The 20124-nt window shown below is 50.1% G+C and carries 16 protein-coding genes; 6 read left to right on the forward strand and 10 right to left on the reverse strand.

Features of this window, described 5'->3' with window-relative positions; genetic code table 11:
- Positions 1-199: 199 nt before the first annotated feature.
- Positions 200-661 (forward strand): cupin domain-containing protein, encoded by a 462-nt coding sequence (locus tag K3T82_RS45340; RefSeq protein WP_220200045.1) that lies wholly within the window; start codon positions 200-202, stop codon positions 659-661.
- A 282-nt stretch (positions 662-943) separates the two neighbouring features.
- Here the strand turns inward: K3T82_RS45340 and K3T82_RS45345 are convergent, their stop codons facing one another.
- A complete protein-coding gene (locus tag K3T82_RS45345) occupies positions 944-1660 on the reverse strand; it encodes an alpha/beta hydrolase (protein WP_220200046.1) in 717 nt (238 codons plus the stop codon).
- Between the two features lie 333 nt (positions 1661-1993).
- Between K3T82_RS45345 and fxsT the strand changes: the two genes are divergently transcribed.
- Together fxsT and K3T82_RS45355 are read left to right on the forward strand one after the other, a co-directional pair.
- Entirely contained in the window at positions 1994-4771 is a 2778-nt protein-coding gene (gene fxsT, locus K3T82_RS45350; protein WP_220200047.1) for an FxSxx-COOH system tetratricopeptide repeat protein, read from the forward strand.
- Between the two features lie 43 nt (positions 4772-4814).
- Complete coding sequence (locus K3T82_RS45355; protein ID WP_220200048.1) at positions 4815-5792, forward strand: metallophosphoesterase family protein; 978 nt, start codon at positions 4815-4817, stop codon at positions 5790-5792.
- Here the strand turns inward: K3T82_RS45355 and K3T82_RS45360 are convergent.
- From K3T82_RS45360 to K3T82_RS45370, 3 genes are all read right to left on the reverse strand, one after another.
- Positions 5782-7347, reverse strand: a complete 1566-nt coding sequence (locus K3T82_RS45360) for a sensor histidine kinase (RefSeq protein ID WP_220200049.1) — start codon at positions 7345-7347, stop codon at positions 5782-5784. The two genes, K3T82_RS45355 and K3T82_RS45360, sit on opposite strands and share 11 nt — an antisense overlap.
- Before the next feature lie 11 nt (positions 7348-7358).
- A complete protein-coding gene (locus K3T82_RS45365; protein WP_220200050.1) occupies positions 7359-8054 on the reverse strand; it encodes a response regulator transcription factor in 696 nt (231 codons plus the stop codon).
- A 118-nt stretch (positions 8055-8172) separates the two neighbouring features.
- Entirely contained in the window at positions 8173-8829 is a 657-nt protein-coding gene (locus K3T82_RS45370; protein ID WP_220200051.1) for a DUF5666 domain-containing protein, read from the reverse strand.
- Between the two features lie 468 nt (positions 8830-9297).
- Between K3T82_RS45370 and K3T82_RS45375 the strand changes: the two genes are divergently transcribed.
- The gene (locus tag K3T82_RS45375; RefSeq protein ID WP_220200052.1) at positions 9298-11214 is read left to right on the forward strand and encodes a glycoside hydrolase family 30 beta sandwich domain-containing protein; all 1917 of its coding nucleotides are present in this window, start codon (positions 9298-9300) and stop codon (positions 11212-11214) included.
- A 154-nt stretch (positions 11215-11368) separates the two neighbouring features.
- Here the strand turns inward: K3T82_RS45375 and K3T82_RS45380 are convergent, their stop codons facing one another.
- Entirely contained in the window at positions 11369-11740 is a 372-nt protein-coding gene (locus tag K3T82_RS45380; protein WP_220200053.1) for a winged helix-turn-helix transcriptional regulator, read from the reverse strand.
- Between the two features lie 155 nt (positions 11741-11895).
- Between K3T82_RS45380 and K3T82_RS45385 the strand changes: the two genes are divergently transcribed.
- Positions 11896-12393, forward strand: coding sequence for a PNPOx family protein (locus K3T82_RS45385; RefSeq protein WP_220200054.1), 498 nt, complete (start codon positions 11896-11898; stop codon positions 12391-12393).
- Between the two features lie 182 nt (positions 12394-12575).
- Here the strand turns inward: K3T82_RS45385 and K3T82_RS45390 are convergent, their stop codons facing one another.
- From K3T82_RS45390 to K3T82_RS45405, 4 genes are all read right to left on the reverse strand, one after another.
- Positions 12576-13307, reverse strand: coding sequence for a DUF4386 domain-containing protein (locus tag K3T82_RS45390; protein WP_236031939.1), 732 nt, complete (start codon positions 13305-13307; stop codon positions 12576-12578).
- Positions 13308-13457: 150 nt separating this feature from the next.
- Entirely contained in the window at positions 13458-13730 is a 273-nt protein-coding gene (locus tag K3T82_RS45395; RefSeq protein ID WP_220200056.1) for a hypothetical protein, read from the reverse strand.
- A 254-nt stretch (positions 13731-13984) separates the two neighbouring features.
- Positions 13985-16630: a winged helix-turn-helix domain-containing protein gene (locus tag K3T82_RS45400; RefSeq protein WP_220200057.1), complete on the reverse strand. Its 2646-nt coding sequence runs from the start codon at positions 16628-16630 to the stop codon at positions 13985-13987.
- A 627-nt stretch (positions 16631-17257) separates the two neighbouring features.
- Positions 17258-18217 (reverse strand): D-alanyl-D-alanine carboxypeptidase family protein, encoded by a 960-nt coding sequence (locus K3T82_RS45405; protein ID WP_220200058.1) that lies wholly within the window; start codon positions 18215-18217, stop codon positions 17258-17260.
- 704 nt (positions 18218-18921) lie between these two features.
- Here K3T82_RS45405 and K3T82_RS45410 point away from each other — a divergent pair.
- Positions 18922-19380, forward strand: coding sequence for a metallophosphoesterase (locus K3T82_RS45410; protein ID WP_220200059.1), 459 nt, complete (start codon positions 18922-18924; stop codon positions 19378-19380).
- Positions 19381-19454: 74 nt separating this feature from the next.
- Here the strand turns inward: K3T82_RS45410 and K3T82_RS45415 are convergent, their stop codons facing one another.
- A complete protein-coding gene (locus tag K3T82_RS45415; protein ID WP_220200060.1) occupies positions 19455-20123 on the reverse strand; it encodes a response regulator in 669 nt (222 codons plus the stop codon).
- Position 20124 lies beyond the last annotated feature (1 nt).

Raw genomic sequence — 20124 nt, forward strand, 5'->3', positions numbered from 1 at the left:
CTGCCTATTGCTTATGACGCTCTGCTAGTCTGTCTCATCTAGTTTGGCAGACTACCCAGGTCTATAACATTAGCGAGTTTGCGCTAGTTGAGACATCGGTGTTTTATGCCACCAGGGATGGCCGTGATGTGGCTCTGTAGTTGGAATAATACGCTTTTGCTGGCGTAATTGAAGTTCTGGCCCATAAGGAAGCATGCATATGAGTTCACAATCAAACAAGCATTCGTCTTGGGAATGGGCGGTGCGCGTCGTCAAACCAAACCAATTTGATAGCAATACGCCCCAGACGGAGGGGATGCGACGTGTCTCGGCTATTTCCAAACAGCTCGCCGATACCAAAGGTATATGGGCAGGTGTCACCACTGTAGAGGCGCATGTTGGCACTGGCAAACATCATCATGGAGAGCAGGAGACCGTCATTTATGTCGCTACCGGGAGCGTTCAGATGGCCTGGGGGGATAATTTGGAGTTCCAGACCGATGCCGAAGGGGGCGATTTTATCTATGTACCGCCCTTTGTGCCGCACAAAGAGATAAATGCTGGCGACATTCCCTCGCAGTGGATCATCGTGCGCACTGGTCAGGAGCCGATTGTCGTCAATCTAGAGCCGATGGATAGCGACCAGCAGGCGATCAATGATAGCTTGCATGGTCTAAAATAAGTAAAGGGAGATGTATCTTAATGCATGATGTATGGATAATAGATGTAATTCACTAGTCACTCGCGCGTGCTGTCATACCTATTGGGTGTTTTTTTACAAAGGAATGTACCGTTTTTCCTCAATGCGTTTCCTCGACGGTTTGTAAGAGGGAAAGGAAACAGGTGAGAAGCGAAATTCTTGTCTGTTTCTGCTGATGATCTGGCTCTGCACCATCTCAGTAGCTGGCCTTGTAATGAAAGGAGTGTCGCCCTGCGAGCATCCGCAGAGCGGCACTCTCGGCGCTTAGTGCGTTGACTCCTCTAGTTCCTTGGCAGCTCGTTCAATGAGATTTGCCACCGCAGCGGGCTGTGAGACATAGATCGCGTGGCTACCCGCTGTCTCCACTACATTTGCTCCTGCGCGTGTGGACATGAACCGCTGGGCAGGAGGAGGGATCATCTTATCGTCGGTGGCGACCAGATACCAGCTTGGTTTTGTCTTCCACGCTGGCTCGCTGACCGCGCCTTCGAGGGCTTCTACCCCCCATGGAACCTGGGAAGCGGCCATAAACGCGGCCTTCTTGGCGTCCACATCCGCCGCAAAGGAGGCCGCGAATTTCTCTTGATCCAGGAATAAAAATCCCTCCTGAGGGGGCAGGATTGGAGGCACAGGTGCTCCAGGTGGGGGATCCTGGATCAAGTTTGAGACCGACCCTCCTTTGTCGGGAGCAAAGGCCGCGATATACACCAACCCGGCGACCTGGGGATCAGTGCCCGCCTCGGTGATTACGACTCCACCATAGGAGTGACCAACGAGCAGCACAGAGCAGCTCTGTGCGTGAATGACCCGTTTGGTCGCTGCGACGTCATCGGCCAGTGAGAGGGTTGGATTCTGAACAATGGCTACACGGTAGCCGCTATTCGTTAAAATGGTGTAAACATCTTCCCAACCAGAGCCATCCACGAATCCTCCATGGACCAGTACAATTGTTTTTTCTGCAACATGCGATCCTTCTGCCATGATGCTTTCCTTTCTTTCACAAATTAGCTGCTTTCCTTAGGGCATAGTCTCTTGGACACATTCTCCCATGGTAAGTAGGCCAGGGAGAACTTCTGATTTGACTTGAGAGTGTGCTACCATAGAAGCAGAGCTTGCAGGAGTCCTGGCTTCTGCGTGCTGTGACACTGCGCAAATCCGACTTGAACAGGCATTGGCTCGCTTGGTAAGGACACCCGCTCTCCAAGTATAGCCACGCTCCTCAGAGGAATCACTGTATAGCAGTTGGCATATCGCTTTACATTGCTTTACAACGCTTCTTCTGTGCCAGTCCATGGAATGAATAGGGGGCCACCAATGCAGAGATCCTCTTATGGAGAGCGAGACTATTCCTTTGGTCAGATGATGCTAACCCTACGGACCACGATTGGATTGACACAAGCAGGGCTTGCTAGCCAGCTTGGTGTTTCTCGTAATGCGGTCGCTCAATGGGAGGGGGGCAGTAGTTATCCCAAAGCCAAACACCTTCAACATTTGATCGAATTAGGGGTTCAAGCTTTCGCCTTTCCTGCACAACACGAAGAAGAAGCGATTCGGGTACTTTGGTGGGCTGCACGCCAGAAGGTGCTCCTGGATGAACACTGGTTCCGTGAGCTGCTACATCGCTCCCCTGTCTCTTCATCTGAACAAGATCTCGTTGGCGCTATGCAGAGGACTCAGACAATGACCAATGGAGCTTCGCTCTGGACAGTTCCATATCCCCGTAATGGCCACTTTACCGGACGTCACGAACTGCTCGACCAGCTTACTTCGCAACTCACTCCCCTGGTCTCAAGCCAACCAACCACTATCCGTCGTGCGGCTCTGACACAGTCCCAGGTTATTAAAGGGCTGGGTGGAATTGGGAAGACACAAATCGCAGTTGAGTATGCCTATCGCGCTCGTGAAATGGGTCATTATATCCATACTTTCTGGATCTCGGCTGCCAACGAAGAGGCTCTCTTGATGAGCTTTGCGGCGCTTACTGAATATCTACCATCTGTTTCCTTCAAGAATGAGACAGATCAACGCAAACTGGTGACTGCTGTTATTCGCTGGTTAGAGCAGTGCCAGGAACCCTGGCTGTTGATTCTAGATAATGCTGATGATCTCTCCATGGTACATCCTTATCTTCCAGTCCAAGGACTAGGCAGCATGCTTTTTACTACGCGCTCAAGTGCAGTTGGCTGGCTGGCACCTTCTCTAGAAGTAAGCGCCATGGGTGTCATTGAGGGTGCTGAATTGCTATTACGCCGTGCGGGACGCTTCGCCCAGGCATCAGATGAGCACATGAATGAAGCGGCTACTCTGGCAACGGAATTGTCATTGTTTCCTCTGGCACTCGATCAGGCAGGTGCATATATCGAGGAGACTGGGTGTGGTGTGACGGACTATCTCCAGCTCTATCAGGCACATCGTCGTGCACTGCTCTCGCGCCGTGGCAGACAGGCGATAGGGTACCCACACTCAGTTGCCACTACCTGGGAACTCTCGTTCCGGCACATCCAAGCGACCAATCCGGCCTCGGCAGATCTACTGCGGTTATGTGCTTTCCTCTCACCGGATGTGATTCCTGAAGAAGTGCTTACCAAAGGAGTTGCCCATTGGCCTCCTGCGCTACAAGCGGCTGTCGCGGATCGTCTCAGCTTCAACCAGATGCTCGAAGCGCTGCTTGCTTTTTCTCTGATCAAACGGTTTGCGGAGGAGCATTTCCTCAGTATTCATCGGCTTGTGCAGGTGGTACAGAGGGAGCGTCTCTCACCGGAAGAGCAACGCCAATGGATGGTGAGGGTAGTGCGAGTACTTAATGCGGTTTTTCCACAGAATCCGCAAGATGCTACTTCCTGGCCCAGTTGTTTGCGCTATTTGGATCAGGTGCAAGACTGCGCTGCCTTAGTTCGGGAGCAGCATGTTCTGCTTCCCGAAGCGTTCGAACTCTTCGAGCGGGCTGGAGCATACCTGTATGAACGTGGGCTGTACATGCCCGCTGCCCAGCTTTATCAGCACGCTCTTTCCATGCGAGAACAACAGGTGGATGAGACCGACCCCACGAACATCTCAGCTATGGCCTATTTAGCACGCATCTATTTCAGTCAGGGAGCATTTACAGAGGCGGAAGCGCTCTACCAGCGTGCATTATCCATTGTGGAACAGCGCGCTGAAACAGAACCATTTCTCTTCATTGGAGTATTGCGCGGCTTGGCGCATGTCTATGGCGATCAAGGAAAGTATGCCCAGGCAGAAGCGCTTTACCAGAGAGCGCTGTCTATCTGGGAGCAACTCGCAGAAGCGGAAAAGATCCGAAGAGTTGGCATTCTGGGAAGCCTGGCCTTTGTCAAAGCTCAACAGGGAAAATATACAGAAGCAATTATCCTCTCCCAGCGGATGCTGCATCTCCGTGAACAACACGTGGGTCCAGACCATCCCTCTGTGGCCTCTGCGCTGCTTGGATTGGCTCAGATTACGACCTTAAAGGACGAGGGCGCTCCAGTTGAGCATCTCAATCTGCGGGCATTGCGTATCTACGAGCAACATTTTGGACCAGAACACCCACTGGTAGCCATGGCCTCACATGCACTGGCAAGGCTGTATACGGGGCAGGGAAGATACGCTGAGGCTGAGCCATTCTATCAACGGGCGCTGCATATGCGCGAACAACAACTTGGGCCAGAGAATCTCGACGTCGCGGACACACTGCGCGGCTTGGCAGACCTTTACTCCAGAGAAAAGAAATATACTGAGGCCGAGCCGCTCTATCAGCGAGCGCTCTCCATCCGAGTGCAGCATCTTGGACCAGAAAATAGCATCATTATCGATGTGCTGCTTGGATTAGCCAATCTTTATCGAGACCAAGAACTGTACACGCAAGCCGAGCCACTTTACATACGGGCGTTACACATCAGTGAGCTCTACCCGGAGCGTGTTGAGACTACGCACATCCTGCACGATTTTGCATTTTCGCAACAAATGCAAGGGAAAACAAAAGAAGCTGTAGCTCTTTACCAACGGGCACTCTCTATCCGAGAACGCATCCTTGGATCTGAACACCCGCTAGCGGTCAAAACGCGCAAATGTTTACAGGTGGCTTCGCAGTAACTGATCAAGTTGATGAAACGAATTGGAGGTTCTTAGAACTTTTATGGATGACAGCTATAGTACCCACATTGCAGCGCCACTTGATCAGGAACTGCTGTATTTCTGGGCCATTGGAGACTTGCATTTTCGCGATCATGAGCAGTGGAAAAAGCTCCATACTCCGCGTATGGCGCAGATGTTTGACGACTTGCAAACAGTGTGGCAGGAGGAACGCCGTCCTGCGTTCTGCGTTTTTCCCGGCGATCTCGTAGAACGCGGTGCGCTCAGAAACTATGAATTAGCGAAAAAGCAACTCGCCATGTATTTAAAGGACATGCCATTCTATCCAGGCATTGGCAACCACGAATACCTTCCTGAGGAGGACGAAAACGCACCTCATGGTATTGAAGAATTCGTCTCGACCTGGGCTGTACCTATACGGTATGCCTGGCTTGCCGGGGAAGATGAGGGTATCGTGTGTATTATGCTTGAACAGCCTGATTGGTTTTTCCCTGACAGGTATGAACTCAATATGGATGTTGTCTTTACGCCAGAAGCCCTTGCTTTCCTTGATGAGACGTTGACCGCACATGCTGGGCGCACCGCTATTATCTTTGCCCATTGTCCTTTAAAAAACACGGTATTGGACCGCGACCCTGTTAGGAATCTCGACGATGATTCATTGACCCGCTTCTTCTTTGTGGAAAACTCGCCAGCGGTACGCGATATTCTTGCTCGTCACTCCAATGCTGCTCTCTATATTTGCGGGCATACCCATTCTGGATGGGGGTCGCCACAACTCATCCACACCGAAACGCTGGGTTCCCATCCGCTGACTCATGTCAATCTGATGAGTCCCTGGTATACGGGCTTTCATGGACCTGTCAAGAGTGATGATGATCAAACCTTAGTGTATCGCTCGGACGATCCAGATATGCTGGCCTCATTTGCTGTCCATATCTACCCGCAGAAAGCTATTATTCGTGTGCGTGATCACCGCACACAGCAATGGTTGGCACAATGGGAGGTTCCTAGTGTCTGACACTCTCGGCCATTTTGCTAGTATCCGCTATGAGCCAGAGCGTCACAGTAGTGCCCTCACCAGGGGCACTCCTGATGGCTATCTTTCCTTTGTGTGCTTCGACGATTTCTTTCGCAATGGAGAGACCCAGACCACTCCCACCTATTTGTTGGGAAAGGCGCGTTCGGGATGGATCGGCACGGTAGAAACGATCAAAGACATGAGGCAGATCCTTTGGCTGAATGCCAATACCAGTATCTTGTATCTCAAGCTTGATATGTTCCGTTCTTTCTCTTGATGCCACAATGGTGATACAACCGGTGGACGGCGTAAACTTCAGGGCATTTTCAACGATGTTGAGAAGTACCCGTCTCAGTTGACTCATATCTGCGCGCAGCGCAGGAAGATCTGCTGGTATTTGAGAAGAAAGTTCCTGACCACAGAGAAGTTCTTGAACCTGTTCATACACCTCTGCGACCAGTGATGCTAGAGGTACTGTCTCAATTTGAGGTTTCATATATCCTTCATCCAGGCGCGTGAGAGCAAGCAGTTCCGTTACCAGGCGTTGCATACGCTCGACCTCGCGATACATGCCATTAAGAAGATGATGTCTGGTCTCCTCATCCCCATTGTCAGCTCGAATGAGAAGCATTTCGAGACTTCCTCCAAGCCCAGTCAGTGGCGTGCGTAATTCATGAGAAACATCGGCTACAAAACGTTTTTGCCTGGCAAACGTCGCTTCCAGGCGCGCGACCATATTGTTAAAAGCTCGCGCCATCCCTCCGATCTCATCCCGTGTCGGTGGCTCTGCCAGACGTAGTGATAATGTTCCCATAGCGATTAAAGAGCTAACTCTCTCCAGTTCTCGCAGAGGACGAAGGGCCACGCTGATAAGAGGTAGCGTGAGAGCGGCAGCTATGCACAAGACAATGAAAATACCAAGAGTCAGGGTCAGTTGGGTAATCGAGATTGCCTGATCAATGGTCGTGGTCGGGATACTAAGCAGTAAGAGGCCTTTTTTATATCCTACAATATCGTTATCTGGTGTTGTTTTTACTGTTTTGTCCCATATGATTATTTGTTGCAAGATAACCAGTTGGCGTTGTCCATGGTTGTCGTTGGCAAGCTTATAGGATTTCTCTGCGAGCCACTGTTGGAGAAATGAGCGTGTCAGAGGAAGCGCTGGTAACGCGCGATATTTGGAAATAGAAGTGTTGCCCGTATTTGTTGCTAGCACCGCTCCTTCGGGGGTAAGGATGGCGACGCTCATGTTCTGATCAAAACCCTCTACTATTGGCACGATACTGACCGCCGCCTCTTTTCTCATTGAGAGAAAGGAGATGATCTGTGACTGTGTAGGCGCAGTTTTGGTGACGATCAACTGCGATTGCGCGAGGTTTGTTTCCTGGGAGAGGATATTTGCCTGGTTTGCCAACAATATCTTTTCCTCGGTCGTTGAGATGATGATGCCTAAGGCGGTGAGCAATACCGCGAAGAGACCAAAGGAAACCAGTGCTAATCGCCATCGGATCGGCAAAGATGCTAGCAAGGGAGGGAACGTAAAACGTCTGGACATGGACTACCTCCTTAGCCGCGCAGGACATACCCCACGCCACGTACTGTTTGCAAGAGTCGTGGAGGATCATCCTGTAACTTTTCACGCAAATGGCGAATATAAACTTCAATGACATTATCATCGCCAACATAATTATAGCCCCATACACGGGCCAGGATGGCGTCACGCTTCAGGACCTGACGTGGATGCATCAGAAAGCATTCCAGGAGTTCAAACTCACGGGGAGTCAGGTCTATTGTGCGTTCTTCACGAGCGACAATGCGCGTGACTCTATTGAGCGTGATACCTTGAAACGAGAGGACATCTCCAAGAGTTTTGCCACGCCGCCGCAAAACTGCACGTACACGTGCCATCAATTCCTTAAAGACAAAGGGCTTGGTCACATAATCGTCCGCACCAATATCTAACCCGGCAACACGATCCTCGACATCTTCCTTTGCCGTCAACATAATAATTGCGGTATCGTGTGCCTTAGAGATCCGCTGCGCGACAGCCATGCCATCTAAACCCGGGAGCATGAGATCAAGGATCACCAGATCGGGGAGGCATCGAGTAAAGCTCTCTAATGCTTCTGGTCCAGTGGTCGCCACATGAACCAGGAAGCCTTCATAGCCCAATCCGATACGCAGAAAATCAATGATTTGCGGCTCATCATCAACCACGAGAACGGTTGGTTTCTGATTGGCAGTGTCGCGCTGAATGGTCATGCGCAGTTTCCCTTCTCTCATCAACACAGGTACCATCTTGCTCAGAAAGTACCTGTGCCTGGTTTTGCCTCATCAATCTAGCAGTACTCTACCACCGAAGTGAGTTCCTGTATAGATGTTACTTAACCTCGGAATTTGCCGGAACGATGACGACGGACTGCGCTGTGAGCGAACCATTACCATGAACTGTGCAGTGAGCGGTAACAGTCATGCCTACTTTGAGGTCACTTAATGTTGCGGGTAGCTTCTTTTTGTCCTTGAAATCGAGTTTGAGGAATATTGTGCTATTGGTCAGGTGAACGATGGACTGCGTATCCTTTGTTTGCAGCGTGATGGTTGAACCATCAATCTTCACAATAGTTCCAGTAACGTCGGTAGCAGAAGGATCATAGGAAGTAATCAACTGAGCAGTGATACTCCCATCATGGTTGATTGTACCAGCAAAAACGATGGATTTGCCCACCGCGACGATGCTACGATCTGGATCGTAGGTCGTCTTTGCTGTAGTGAGGAGCGTGACCTGATTGTCTTTTTGTTCTGTACCCATGAGCTTTGCCTGAATCGTATTGCCGTTCACATTTGTTATCGTCGCCAGGCCTTTGGTAAGATTGCAGGACTGTGAACAAGGAGGCTTCTCTTTTGGTGGCGTCTTATTCAGGCTGTTCGCACTGGCAGAGGACATAGTGATACCTCCCATGAGGAACACCGCGCCCATCAAGGCAAGCATGCTTGTTAGAAACAGAATTTTTTTTCCAGAAGGTTTTTGCCGAAACAAGGTATTCTCCTTTCATCAATGCACATTTTCGGTTGAGGCTTTTTCTATGTACCTCGAAAAGAAGCATACCTCTGTAGGTTGAAATATTACGGTCTGTTTGCTGAATGTTTGCTGAATGTGTGAAGAGGCGTTGAACAAGAAGCATTGGTGGAAGGCTGTAATGCCGTCTTCATCAGTTGAGATGTTGCTCTTTTGGTCTAGAGATCTGGACATATTGACATTTAAGAGGGCGGTAGGTATAGTTGATATAGTACGAGCTTTTAGCGGCTTTAGCAATAAAGGTTCAAGAGTGCATGGAAAAAACAATACATTATAGGATTGAAGGTTATTTGATGTACCCCTTGCTGGAGAGGAGGTATCCCACGCCATAGACTGGTAAATGGTACGTAGTTGTCCCGCATGATGGGGAAGGAGCCCATTGTCTTTGTTTGTGTTAGGCCGACAGACAAGAATATCATGGAGGATAGTATGTCCTGGTCGACTCTTTTTCGCAAACTCCCGGTACACGTATTTCATATCATCGTAATTTGTATTGTTCTCGCATGTAGTGTCTTTGCTTTCTTCTCTTCACCATTCCACGCGCGTGCTGCTGGAGAGACAGTTAGCGTGTGGCTCACCACCGGGGATCTCAGCACCCATCTCGCGCAGCAACCTGGCCTCACGTTTGCCGCTGGTAACGCTTCTGGAAACGTAATTACCGTCAATGAGAATCAGACCTTTCAACAGATGGATGGTTTTGGTGCTTCTTTTACTGACTCCTCCGCGTGGCTTGTCTATAACAAGATGAGTAGTAGTCAGCGTTCTACATTGATGAATAACCTTTTTAGTAGCAGTAGTGGCATTGGCCTGAACTTCCTCCGCCAGCCTATCGGTGCTTCAGATCTCACGCGGCCAGCTCCTGCTGTGGGTGAGTATTCGTATGATGACATACCCAGTGGACAGACCGATCCATCGCTGACGCATTTCACCATCGCCCATGATTCCGCTTATATCATTCCAGTGCTGCAACAGGCGTTGCAGATCAACCCTGCCATCAAGATTATGGGCACGCCCTGGAGCCCCCCTGGCTGGATGAAGTCGACTGGCTCGATGGAGGGTGGCACACTCAACACGAGTGCCTATAGTGCCTATGCCAACTACTTCGTCAAGTATGTTCAAGCATATCAGGCCCAGGGATTACCTATCTATGCCATTACACCGCAAAATGAGCCTCTCTATGTGCCCAATGGTTATCCTGGAATGTCGTTTCCTGCGAGCGATGAAACCAACTTCATTAAAAACTATCTGGGACCAGCCTTCGCTAGCAACGGTGTTACAACGAAAATCCTGGGTTACGACCACAACTGGGATCAGTCAGGCTATCCTACTACCATTTTGAATGATGCAACCGCCAATGCTTACACCGCTGGTACCGCCTGGCATTGTTATGGTGGTAGCGTTGATGCGCAGACGTCGGTGCATACCTCGTATCCCAACAAGGATGCCTGGGAGACGGAATGTTCTGGCGGAACATGGGAAAATAGCAATGGCTTTCCCAATACAATGTCGCTGTTGATTGGCGTTGTGCGCAATTGGGGCAAGTCGGTGGTTCGCTGGGGCATGGTGCTTGACCCTAATGGTCAGCCGAATCTCGGTACGGGCGCGGCCTGCTCAACCTGCCGTGGTGTTGTCAGCGTGGATCAGAGCAATGGTAACGTCACCTATAACGGGGATTACTACGCTTTGGGGCAGGCTAGTAAGTTTGTCGCACCCGGTGCCTATCATATTGATTCCAGCACTGGGAGTAATGGCATTCAGGATGTTGCCTTCAAGAATCCCGATGGAACCAAAGTGCTGGTTGTCTATAACTCTGCATCAAGTAGTCAGACATTTAATGTGCAGTGGAATGGGGAAAAATTTTCCTACACGCTGCCAGCAGGCGGGGCTGCGACCTTCAAATGGAGTGGGATGCAAACAGGTGGTACGGGCGCTCCGGTGGGTCATACTATCTGGCTCAAAACAACGAACAATAACAACTATGTGAGTGCTCGAACTGACCAGACCAATATGCCGCTGGATGCAAATGTGGCTCTGATGCAGGCCTGGGAGCAATTTGATGTGATTGATGCTGGCGGTGGTCTTATCGCATTGAGGGCACACGCCAATAACAACTATGTGAGTGCTCGAATTAACCAGGCTAACGCGCCGTTGGAGGCAATTGCTACACAGGTGCAGGGCTGGGAACAATTCAGGTGGCTGCCCCAGAGCAACGGGACGGTCGCGCTGCAAGCTGTAGCGAATAACAATTATGTGAGTGCCCGAACTGACCAAGCGAATACGCCGCTGGATGCAAATGTGACTCAAGTGCAGGGCTGGGAACAATTCACGTGGGGGCAGGTGTCATAAGACTGTGTTTTGCAAAGAGGCTGAAATTCTTGAGAGAAAAGAGTTTCAGCCTCTTTGTTGTACCAACATACAACCAATCAAAGTTTCGCTCAAGGGAACAAACATAGAATTGGTCCTGATTTTTTCGCTCATATAATAAGGGCAGTGTTCTTTGCTATTGTGTGGCTTCTTGCGTCATTGAATGCTCTTGATTGTTCTCGTCCGGCTGTTTTTCCCAGGCCTTGCCCCAATGGTACATGGCATTCAGGACTGCGCGAAAATCTCTTCCTTTCTCTGTTAAGGAATACTCTACAGTGATGGGCACAGTAGGAACGACACGACGATGGATGACTCCATTAGCTTCTAAATGGCGCAAGGTATCAGTTAATGCTTTGGTGCTGATGTCTTCTAAGTGCCTCCGTAGTTGGTTGAAGCGCAGAGGACTGATAGACAGGTGCGTCAGCACAAGAAAAGACCACTTTCCTCCCAGTACCGACAATGCTTCTCTGATGGGAGGCAAGCATCGCTCATCTATCGCTTTGTGCATCGCATTCATCCTTTTAAAAAGTAAGATAGTTTAGTATCGAAAATTAGATAAAAAAATAGTACCTACTTCACATAATAGTCTATATTTTTTACAATGGCAATGAGCTTATCAATGAGATGAGCCTGCAATACACGCAGTATGGAGGTGACTATTGTATGAAGGTAGACACAACACCTGCTGGTCCTCCTTCTATCTCAAAGTCTGCGCTGATTCTGACAAAGGCGCTCAATGTCATTCTTTCGTCGATCTTACGTTCTCCCTTCCATAGGAAGTTAAGTCAACGGTTCATTCTCTTGTCATTCAAAGGGCGCAGGAGCGGGAAGAGATATACCATCGTGGTGGGATATCAGCGTGAAGATGAAGTGCTCGAGGTGATTTCTCCTCGGAACTGGTGGAGGAATCTGCAAGGGGAGAATACACATGTTTCAGTCCTGCTACAAGGACGATGGTATGATGGCGTGGTAGAAGCCTTTCATGGTGATGAGACGGTCGTTGATGGGTATCTGCGCGCAATGCAGCGCTCCCATGCTTTGATCGGCATGTATCATGTGGAGGTGGACGAGACTGGTCAGCCAAAGCGAGAGAGTGTGTGCCAGGCGACCCGAACGTGTGCACTTGTGCGTATTCTGCTTCTGCCCGAAAAGTGCATTTAAATAGTCTCGAATTTTGAGCATGCCAACCTGGATATCATCATAACCGGTCCCTTGATGTTCGGTTGTAATCGGAAGCCATTTCTCTTGCCTGCAGCGGCCTGGGCAGTCCTTTTGTCCAGGCCGTTGCGCGTTCGGCTCCCAACCGCTATCATCCAGATATTATATATTCTCTTAGGTACTCTTCACGAATTTGCAGCTTCTGGCTTTGCTGTGCTGCTGGTTCTTGTCGTCTGGGATACGAATGCTGAAGCATTGAATCCTTTCGCGATCAGCCATCCTCCTACGAATATTTCCCACAGACCGCCTGGAAGCTCGGAAACCAGACCCAGGCCGGATCCCATAAGTTCCGAGACCATTCCGAAACAAATGATCGCGTACCCAGCGAGGCCCCAGACAGCGATCCAGCGAGGAACCAATCGTGCCCTATAGAACAGATAGTTAAGCATCAAACCAGCCAGCCCAAGAGCGATCCAGCCGATATTGTCTGCATACGGGATTGCCTGGACGAACGTCGTGCTCAGGGCTTGAAGGGAGAATGTGGTGGGGGCCGTTGCTTTCATGTATGCACCCGCAAGTGGTATTTGAAGGAGTACGAGGAGAACGTGGATGGCAAGAAAGATGGCATCGATGATCCTGGAAGCGAGGTAGCCGATGGCTAGACGTTCGCTGTGTGTTTTAAGGACTGGGAACATCATAACCCCATGAGCAGCGTCACCAACGGCGGCCATCAACCAGAGTATCGCGCCAATTGCCAGTATCATGCTCTTTGCAGAAACTGTAGAAAGGTAATCTGGAGCACCAAGAATAGATTGGATGAGTCCGGTCCCTGCAAGGCCGACAACGAACCCCCCAAGGTACACTCCCCCCACGACGATAGCGGTTGTTCTGTAGGTATTCATGCCTTCTTTGGTCATCACCGTTTTCTCCTTTACTGGATATAGTGTTGAATTGCTACTGGATTGAATTTCTGTAAAATTGTGGTTACCCATCCTGTCTCTGGGAACGAACAGAGGAGGACCTCCTCCTCGGAGGCCGATCTTAGATCGCGCGAAGCCAACTATCATTTACTGTTTGGCTTTTACTGACGTATCCTGGTCGGGATCAATGCACATGACCGAGAGCAATGGCATGCCTACATCACGCACTCTTTTAAGTAAGCCATACAACGCGGCTTGGTCAACCACCGGGCCGGTTAAAAGCATCTCGCCATTGTCGAGAGTTGTGAGCGTGAGCCCCTCAAACCAATCTGTCCATTCATACCCAAGGTGGCCCTTGATCCTGATTTGGTAGATCAAAGATTTTTCTGGATCATATGCTGCATTAGATATGCTTGGCATGATTCTGTCCCTTCTGTAATCGGTCGCCTTCGCCTGTGCTGCTTCCTCAATCTTTTAGAAGAATAACCCTAGGATCAGTTGTGTGGAGAGACTCGAAAGGGGTGTTTGAGGTGGTGTTGTGAAGCGATGGCGGCGAGACTCGAGAGGGGGTATCAAGTGGGAAGGAGGGCTCACTCGTTGATTGCATGGCTCATTGTGGATCTTACCTAGACCACGTTTGTAGAGGGGCGCTAGAAAATTTTTACGCAAGCAGCTTATAACAGACCAAGCAGGCGCGCTCGGGCAACCGCTTCCGTACGCCGTTGGACATGTAGTTTCCCAAAGATTTTCTTATTGTGCCCTTTTACTGTTTCTAGGGCAAGGACCAGCCTCTCGCTTATCTCCTGATTCGAGAGGCCCTGCGCAATGAGCTGGAGAACTTCTACCTCCCGTCGGCTGAGTGGCTCGATGAGGGATTGGGTTGGTGGGAACGGATGAGCGGCGGTTTCGTTCTTGTGTTCCTCAGCCTTCCATACAGTAAGTAACTTCCTGATATAGTTCGGCATCCTCCCAAAAGCCTGCGCTTGCGACAAGAGTAGCGCCATGGCTGCCCCTTCGTTGACAAAGAGACGGATGAAGCCAGCAGGTTCGGCAATCGCCAGCGCGTCACAGACCAGGTGCACTGCCTGATCCTGCTCACCATGTGCCTGGAGTGCGAGTGCCTGGAGCACCATTACTTTGAGTTGCTCATCTTGCCACCCTTTCCCTTCTACCTGCTCTCGCCATGACTCTAGCACTGTCAGTGCTGCGGATGTTTCTCCCTTAGCCAGGTAGACCCGGGCCTGACTAAGAGGGAGCTGGTACTCCTGAGCCAGTTCTGCTGCTGTTGAGAAATCCCCTCGGTGAAGCAAGGGAAGCACCTGTGCGGCAGCAACATCAGACATCCGATGTTCAAAGTTCTGCCGACGCACGAACTCTTCAGCCTCAGCCAAAATGGCGGTTGCGCTAATCATGTCTCCCTGGGTCAGTTTTAGATGGGCGAGGAACACAGCATACGAAATGGATGTATCGATGCTCTCTATCTGCTGCGTCAGGTGAATGCATTGTTGTCCGTGCTGCCAGGCTTCTTCCAGGTTATTCCACTGATAGAGGATACGGGCCAATCCAAGGTGTGCTTCGCAGGCAATCAGTAGCGGTGGATTACCTGCCAATTGCAGGGCGCGTTTGTAGGTCTGTGTTGCTAGAGGTAGCTGGTTGTTAGTTTCCTGTACCTGGCCCAGACTGACCATAGCTGCTATGGTATAGATAGAATCCTCCAATGACTTTCCGCTGGCGATAATTTCTCTATAGGCTCGGCTGGCTGCCGCACGGTCTCCTTGCAGCTGATGGGCGTATCCCAGTGTCCAGGTAATTGCGGTACGGAGAGACAGGTTATTGGAATGCAGATACGAGAGGGCGCGGTGCGACTGGGTCATGATGGTTTCTACATCGTGTTGCATGACAGCCAATGTGGCCCGCATTGAGGCAATACGTCCAATAAGATCCTGGACCCTGTCGTCTGGTTCTGTGCCTTGAAGTGCGACTTCAGCAGCTTGGCGCTTCTGTTCGACGGCGGTATTTTTGCCGACAAACAAGACCGCCGAGGCATACACTACCCATAATGAGGGCCTGGCATCTAGATCCGCGGTTGGGAGCGACTCCAACCAGGAGAGTACAGGGGCTACCGTGCCCAGAAATGGCAGGGACATTCCTTTGCCTTCCACCAGGCGTGTGGCGCGGTCAATATCATGGGCGGCAACTGCATGATGAAAGGCTTCCAGTTCCAAGCCATTTTCTTCATACCAGACACTGGCGCGCCGATGTAATTCGGCGATGAGGTGCCTCTCTTCACCCATGGGCGAGGCGGTCGTTGATTGTAGTCGCTTTCTCAGTAATTCAGCAAAGAGATGGTGATAACGGTACCAGCGCCGTTCGTTGTCAAGAGGGATGATGAACAGGTTGGTGCGTTCGAGATATTCCAGAGTAGTTTGCCCGGAAAGCGATGAGTCAGGCACAACGGCCTCGCATAAGGAGCCGCACATCTGCTTGAGGATGGAGGTGTACAGCAAAAACGCCTGAACATGAGCGTCCTGCTTCGAGAGAACTTCTTCTATCAGGTAGTCCAACACGAAATGATGGGTGCCAGTGAAAGAGGTAATGAAGCGGGTCGTGTCCTGGTGTCCCTGCATGGCAAGCGCGGCGAATTGTAGACCGGCAATCCAGCCTTCGGTACGCTTTTCCAGGGTGGCGATGTCGTGATCTGCAAGGGGGTGTCCCATCATCTGGTTGAGAAAGGCGGTGGCTTCCGAGAGCGTAAAACGCAAATCAGCGGCGCGTAGTTCGGTCAAGTGGTCCTGAGCACGTAGTCGCGCCAGGGAGAACTGAGGGTCTTCACGCGTAGAGATGACCAGATGCATTTGGGGGGGCAGGTGATTGACGAGATAGCTGAGGATCTGCTCAACTGGCTTGGCATCAATTACGTGATAATCGTCCAAGACGAGGATGAAATGGTCGCTTCTGGTGGTCAGTTCGTTCAGCAAGGCCGTCAGTATCATTTCGGTTGGTGGTGGCTGACTTGAATGGAGGGCAACCAATACTCCTTCTCCAATCGTGCCCTCAATCGTCTGCAAAGCCGCAACGAGATATGCCAGAAAGCGCGTAGGAGTGTTCTCCGCCTCATCCAGGGAAAGCCAGGCGGTTGGCCGCCCGATGCCTCTGACCCATGAGCTAATGAGCGAGGTTTTGCCAAAGCCAGCGGGAGCTGAGATAAGAGTCAATTTGCGGTGTAGCCCTTCGTTAAGCTGCTCGATCAAATTGGGGCGGTTGATTATGTTAGGCCGAAGCCGGGGGAGATATAGTTTCGTGGCTAAAATTGATATCACGTTCTCTCTCCTTAGCAGGTGCGATCAGCTGCATCTCTCCTGCAAGAGCAGTCTATGGAGTGTTCTCATGGGGAGGAGTCTCTCGACGAACTGTGTGATGAATCCTGCTCAAAAGAAGTATATCAGATATGATACAGCATTCCTAGGCAGGTATGTGTATTTGTGGTGGGCATTCCGATTCCGATGTATGGAAGGTGGTCCTGAGTGTACTGTCTTGACTACAAGGTGGTGTCTCAAACCAGGGAAAGGATGTTGCAAGTAACCGTAAGATCATTGCTTTTCCTCCTACAGAAATCATCTCACGCTCGCCATGTCTCCTTCTGAGCGAGGTATCGGCTCAGGAAATACATAGGAAAGTTGCCACTATCCAAATCTTGCTCACCTCATGTAGCAAGCAGCCAGATCTTACGATTGCTTATGCTCATGGAGCCTTGCGTTCTCTTCCTGAGAATGATTACAGATGGCGCTTGAATCCCATGCTCCTCCTTGGGCTGGCGTATCAACTTCAGGGCGAGGTCGCTCTGGCGGAGCAGGATAGTTGCAAAGTTCTTCTCCTTTTCTAACAATATGAGCCGATTTTCTCATGGTGAGGCAAGGTATACACTGGCACAGATGTGATTGCCATCATTACTTTTTCTTCTTCTCTAAAGGTTGGACGAATCCCCAATTGAGCAGTGATATAGCATCGGCTTCACGAGTCTGTTCATCTAATGCCTGACGTTCGGCTACCTGGTTATCTCGGAGTTGCTGGCTTGCCTTTCCTACAGAATGTAAGACCACTCCGATCAGAGTATGTCCCTGGCGAGTGGCAGCAAAAACCAGGCAGCCACCAGCAGCTCCTGTCCAGCCAGTCTTTATGCCAAGCATCCCTTGATAACTCCACAAGAGGCCATTGCTGTTCTTCCAGGAGTGAGCTGTATGTGTCGTCGTTTCCGCAATCTCATAGTTTTTTTGAGAGACAATGTGTGCGAATAGAGGAATACTCATGGCATAACGCGTCAGCGTAAGGAGATCGCTCGCGGTACTGTAAGGCTGGTTGCCAGTGAGTGGATTGCCGCTCAGTGTAGTATCTAAGCCACTCACCGTCACGAAATGAGTTTGGGACAGATGTAATTCTTGAGCTTCTTCGTTCATCATGTCGACATATCGTTCGTCTGAGATAGCGACGCTATCCGCAATAGCGACAGCCGCATCATCTCCAGAATTAAGCAGCAAACCGTAGAGGAGATCACGGAGTTTTATGCTCTCTCCTTTGTGTAAATACGCGGAACTCCCAATGAGATTTTGATCAATTGCATCCTGACCTACGGTAACCATCTGATCAAGATCGCCTTTTTTCATCGCGACCAGGGCTGTCATAATCTTGGTCGTGCTGGCTATTGGTACCTGGACATTTTCATTTTTGGCAAAAAGAATAGCGCCTGTGTCATTGTCCATAAGGATAGCTTCGCTGGCATCAAGCATTGGTTCTTTATCAGCATGCACGATCTGTGACCAGAGAGGCGTCAGGAACCAGTAATAGCAACCAGTCAAAAGAAGAAGCGCAGCAAAAAGAATGCATACTGTTTGCAAAAGATATTTTTTCATGTAGGCTATTTTCTCTTTCAGTTTCTTAGGTGTGAACAAGAGGCTGAGCCAGAGGATATTTCGCTGTGCGATAGGTGTAACAATGTTTTATTTGCTAATTTATTTTGAAAACATGTATATTCATTTTGGTGGCAACGGGCACTCTCAACTTTCAGTCATAGAAGATTGATATACATCAATGAATCATTGCTAGTATATGCTTCCACCTCCCTGAGGCAAACACCTATACGGGTGGAGTTTCCTCCCCCGAATAGGGGAGCACTGTTATCTGTCATTTAAATTGGGTCTTCCCACAGGATGTGCAACCAGCTTGTAGCAGGCGAGAAATGAAATAATGGAAGAGGTTGTTGGGAAGCAGGCAGGGCCGTTTGTTCCTCCTGATCAGTTCAGACAGTAGATAAAACCTCGCACAAATTACCTGCTTGGAAGCTCATTTCTTCTGTATAACTTGGTGAAGAGAAATGCGGGTATGTATGCGATGGTCACTGCAAAGTCCCATTGTGAATCAGCTCATTGCTCTTCCCTCCCCTTCTGCGCTATCTTTTCGCTGTTTGTGAGCCAAGCCATTACCATGATCACTTTGGTATTGTGTCTAGTGGAGAGGAAAGCAATGAAACATATCAATCGACGTACACTTCTCAAAGGCGCAGGTATCGCCATAGCTGGAACAACCGTCATGTCTTGAAGCTTTTGGAGTTCATGAATTGAACGACAAGATATATACATTGCATCGTGGTGCGGCCATGCTTCACTTGGTCGGAATGGATGATCTCTGGCCAAATGCTGGAGGGCCTATTCGCTCCGTATGGGAACATAAAAGTCGCCTCGAGAGACTTCTGGAATTGTTTCCGGATCAGGAAGTGACCATTTTACTCGTACATGAGCCAGACTTTGCGGATGTGGCTGCAGTGACGGAGCGCATAGATCTTCAACTCTCTGGTCATTCTCATGGAGGTCAGGTACGACTTCCTTTTTTGGGGGCACCGATTGTTCCTCCATTAGGACAAAAATATGTGGCCGGATACTATACGATTAAATCCATGCAGCACTATACAAGTCGTGGACTTGGCATGCTTCCTCCACAGATGCGGCTCAATTGTCGTCCTGAAATTGCCGTCTTCACGTGTCAAACAGGTGAGGAAGATGATGCTAGCCATACCTAACGAAAGTTAACAATCAGGATCGTCTGGATGTGTACTCACGGTTCGCGTGGGGCAGTGACAGACACGCTATTGCCTTATGTGTTCTCGTCCAGATCGATATCATCCAGGGAGATTAGCCCTCGTTTAAGAGCATAAATGACGGCTTGCATGCGGTGCGCCAGGTGCAGCTTATTGAGAATACTGCCGACATGGGTTTTAACTGTTTCTGGACTAAGCACTAATATATCGGCGATTTCACGATTTGTACGACCCAACGCCAGGAGTCGTAGTACCTCATGTTCACGTTCGGTGAGTGCAAGTTCGGGTCTCTCTGTATACGAGAGCTCTTGTAGGACTGCTCCTGCCACTGCTGGATCAAGCAGGGATTGCCCCCTCGCTGTGGCATAGACCGCAGCAAGCATCACCTCAGGGTCTGCATCTTTGCGGACGTAACCGATGGCACCCGCACGCAAGACCGCGATGACATGCGCATCGTCGGTGTAGCTGGTCAATACAAGAATATGTATTTGAGGCATCAAGGCACGCATGCGCCTGATGGTCTCGATACCATCGATACCTCCCGGCAGCAACAAATCCATGATCACAACATCAGGAGACCAGCTTTCAACCTGGTGGAGAGCCTCCTCTCCGCTGGAAGCTTCTCCTACCACTACCAGATTGTCATATGACTCCAGCAAGACGCGCAGACCTTGCCGTACCACGCGATGATCGTCTACTAAACCTATACGAATGTGTTCGTTCACA

It is taken from the genome of Ktedonospora formicarum, from assembly GCF_016587355.1.
In the GTDB taxonomy this organism is placed as follows: domain Bacteria; phylum Chloroflexota; class Ktedonobacteria; order Ktedonobacterales; family Ktedonobacteraceae; genus Ktedonobacter; species Ktedonobacter formicarum.

Excerpts from the sequence above, each read along its gene's own strand:
- K3T82_RS45375 (WP_220200052.1), top strand. The coding sequence starts at position 9,298 with ATGTCCTGGTCGACTCTTTTTCGCAAACTCCCGGTACACGTATTTCAT.
- K3T82_RS45345 (WP_220200046.1), bottom strand. The coding sequence starts at position 1,660 with ATGGCAGAAGGATCGCATGTTGCAGAAAAAACAATTGTACTGGTCCAT.
- K3T82_RS45365 (WP_220200050.1), bottom strand. The coding sequence starts at position 8,054 with ATGACCATTCAGCGCGACACTGCCAATCAGAAACCAACCGTTCTCGTG.
- K3T82_RS45405 (WP_220200058.1), bottom strand. The coding sequence starts at position 18,217 with ATGAAAAAATATCTTTTGCAAACAGTATGCATTCTTTTTGCTGCGCTT.
- K3T82_RS45360 (WP_220200049.1), bottom strand. The coding sequence starts at position 7,347 with ATGTCCAGACGTTTTACGTTCCCTCCCTTGCTAGCATCTTTGCCGATC.
- K3T82_RS45380 (WP_220200053.1), bottom strand. The coding sequence starts at position 11,740 with ATGCACAAAGCGATAGATGAGCGATGCTTGCCTCCCATCAGAGAAGCA.
- K3T82_RS45390 (WP_236031939.1), bottom strand. The coding sequence starts at position 13,307 with ATGACCAAAGAAGGCATGAATACCTACAGAACAACCGCTATCGTCGTG.
- K3T82_RS45355 (WP_220200048.1), top strand. The coding sequence starts at position 4,815 with ATGGATGACAGCTATAGTACCCACATTGCAGCGCCACTTGATCAGGAA.
- K3T82_RS45340 (WP_220200045.1), top strand. The coding sequence starts at position 200 with ATGAGTTCACAATCAAACAAGCATTCGTCTTGGGAATGGGCGGTGCGC.
- K3T82_RS45385 (WP_220200054.1), top strand. The coding sequence starts at position 11,896 with ATGAAGGTAGACACAACACCTGCTGGTCCTCCTTCTATCTCAAAGTCT.
- K3T82_RS45395 (WP_220200056.1), bottom strand. The coding sequence starts at position 13,730 with ATGCCAAGCATATCTAATGCAGCATATGATCCAGAAAAATCTTTGATC.
- fxsT (WP_220200047.1), top strand. The coding sequence starts at position 1,994 with ATGCAGAGATCCTCTTATGGAGAGCGAGACTATTCCTTTGGTCAGATG.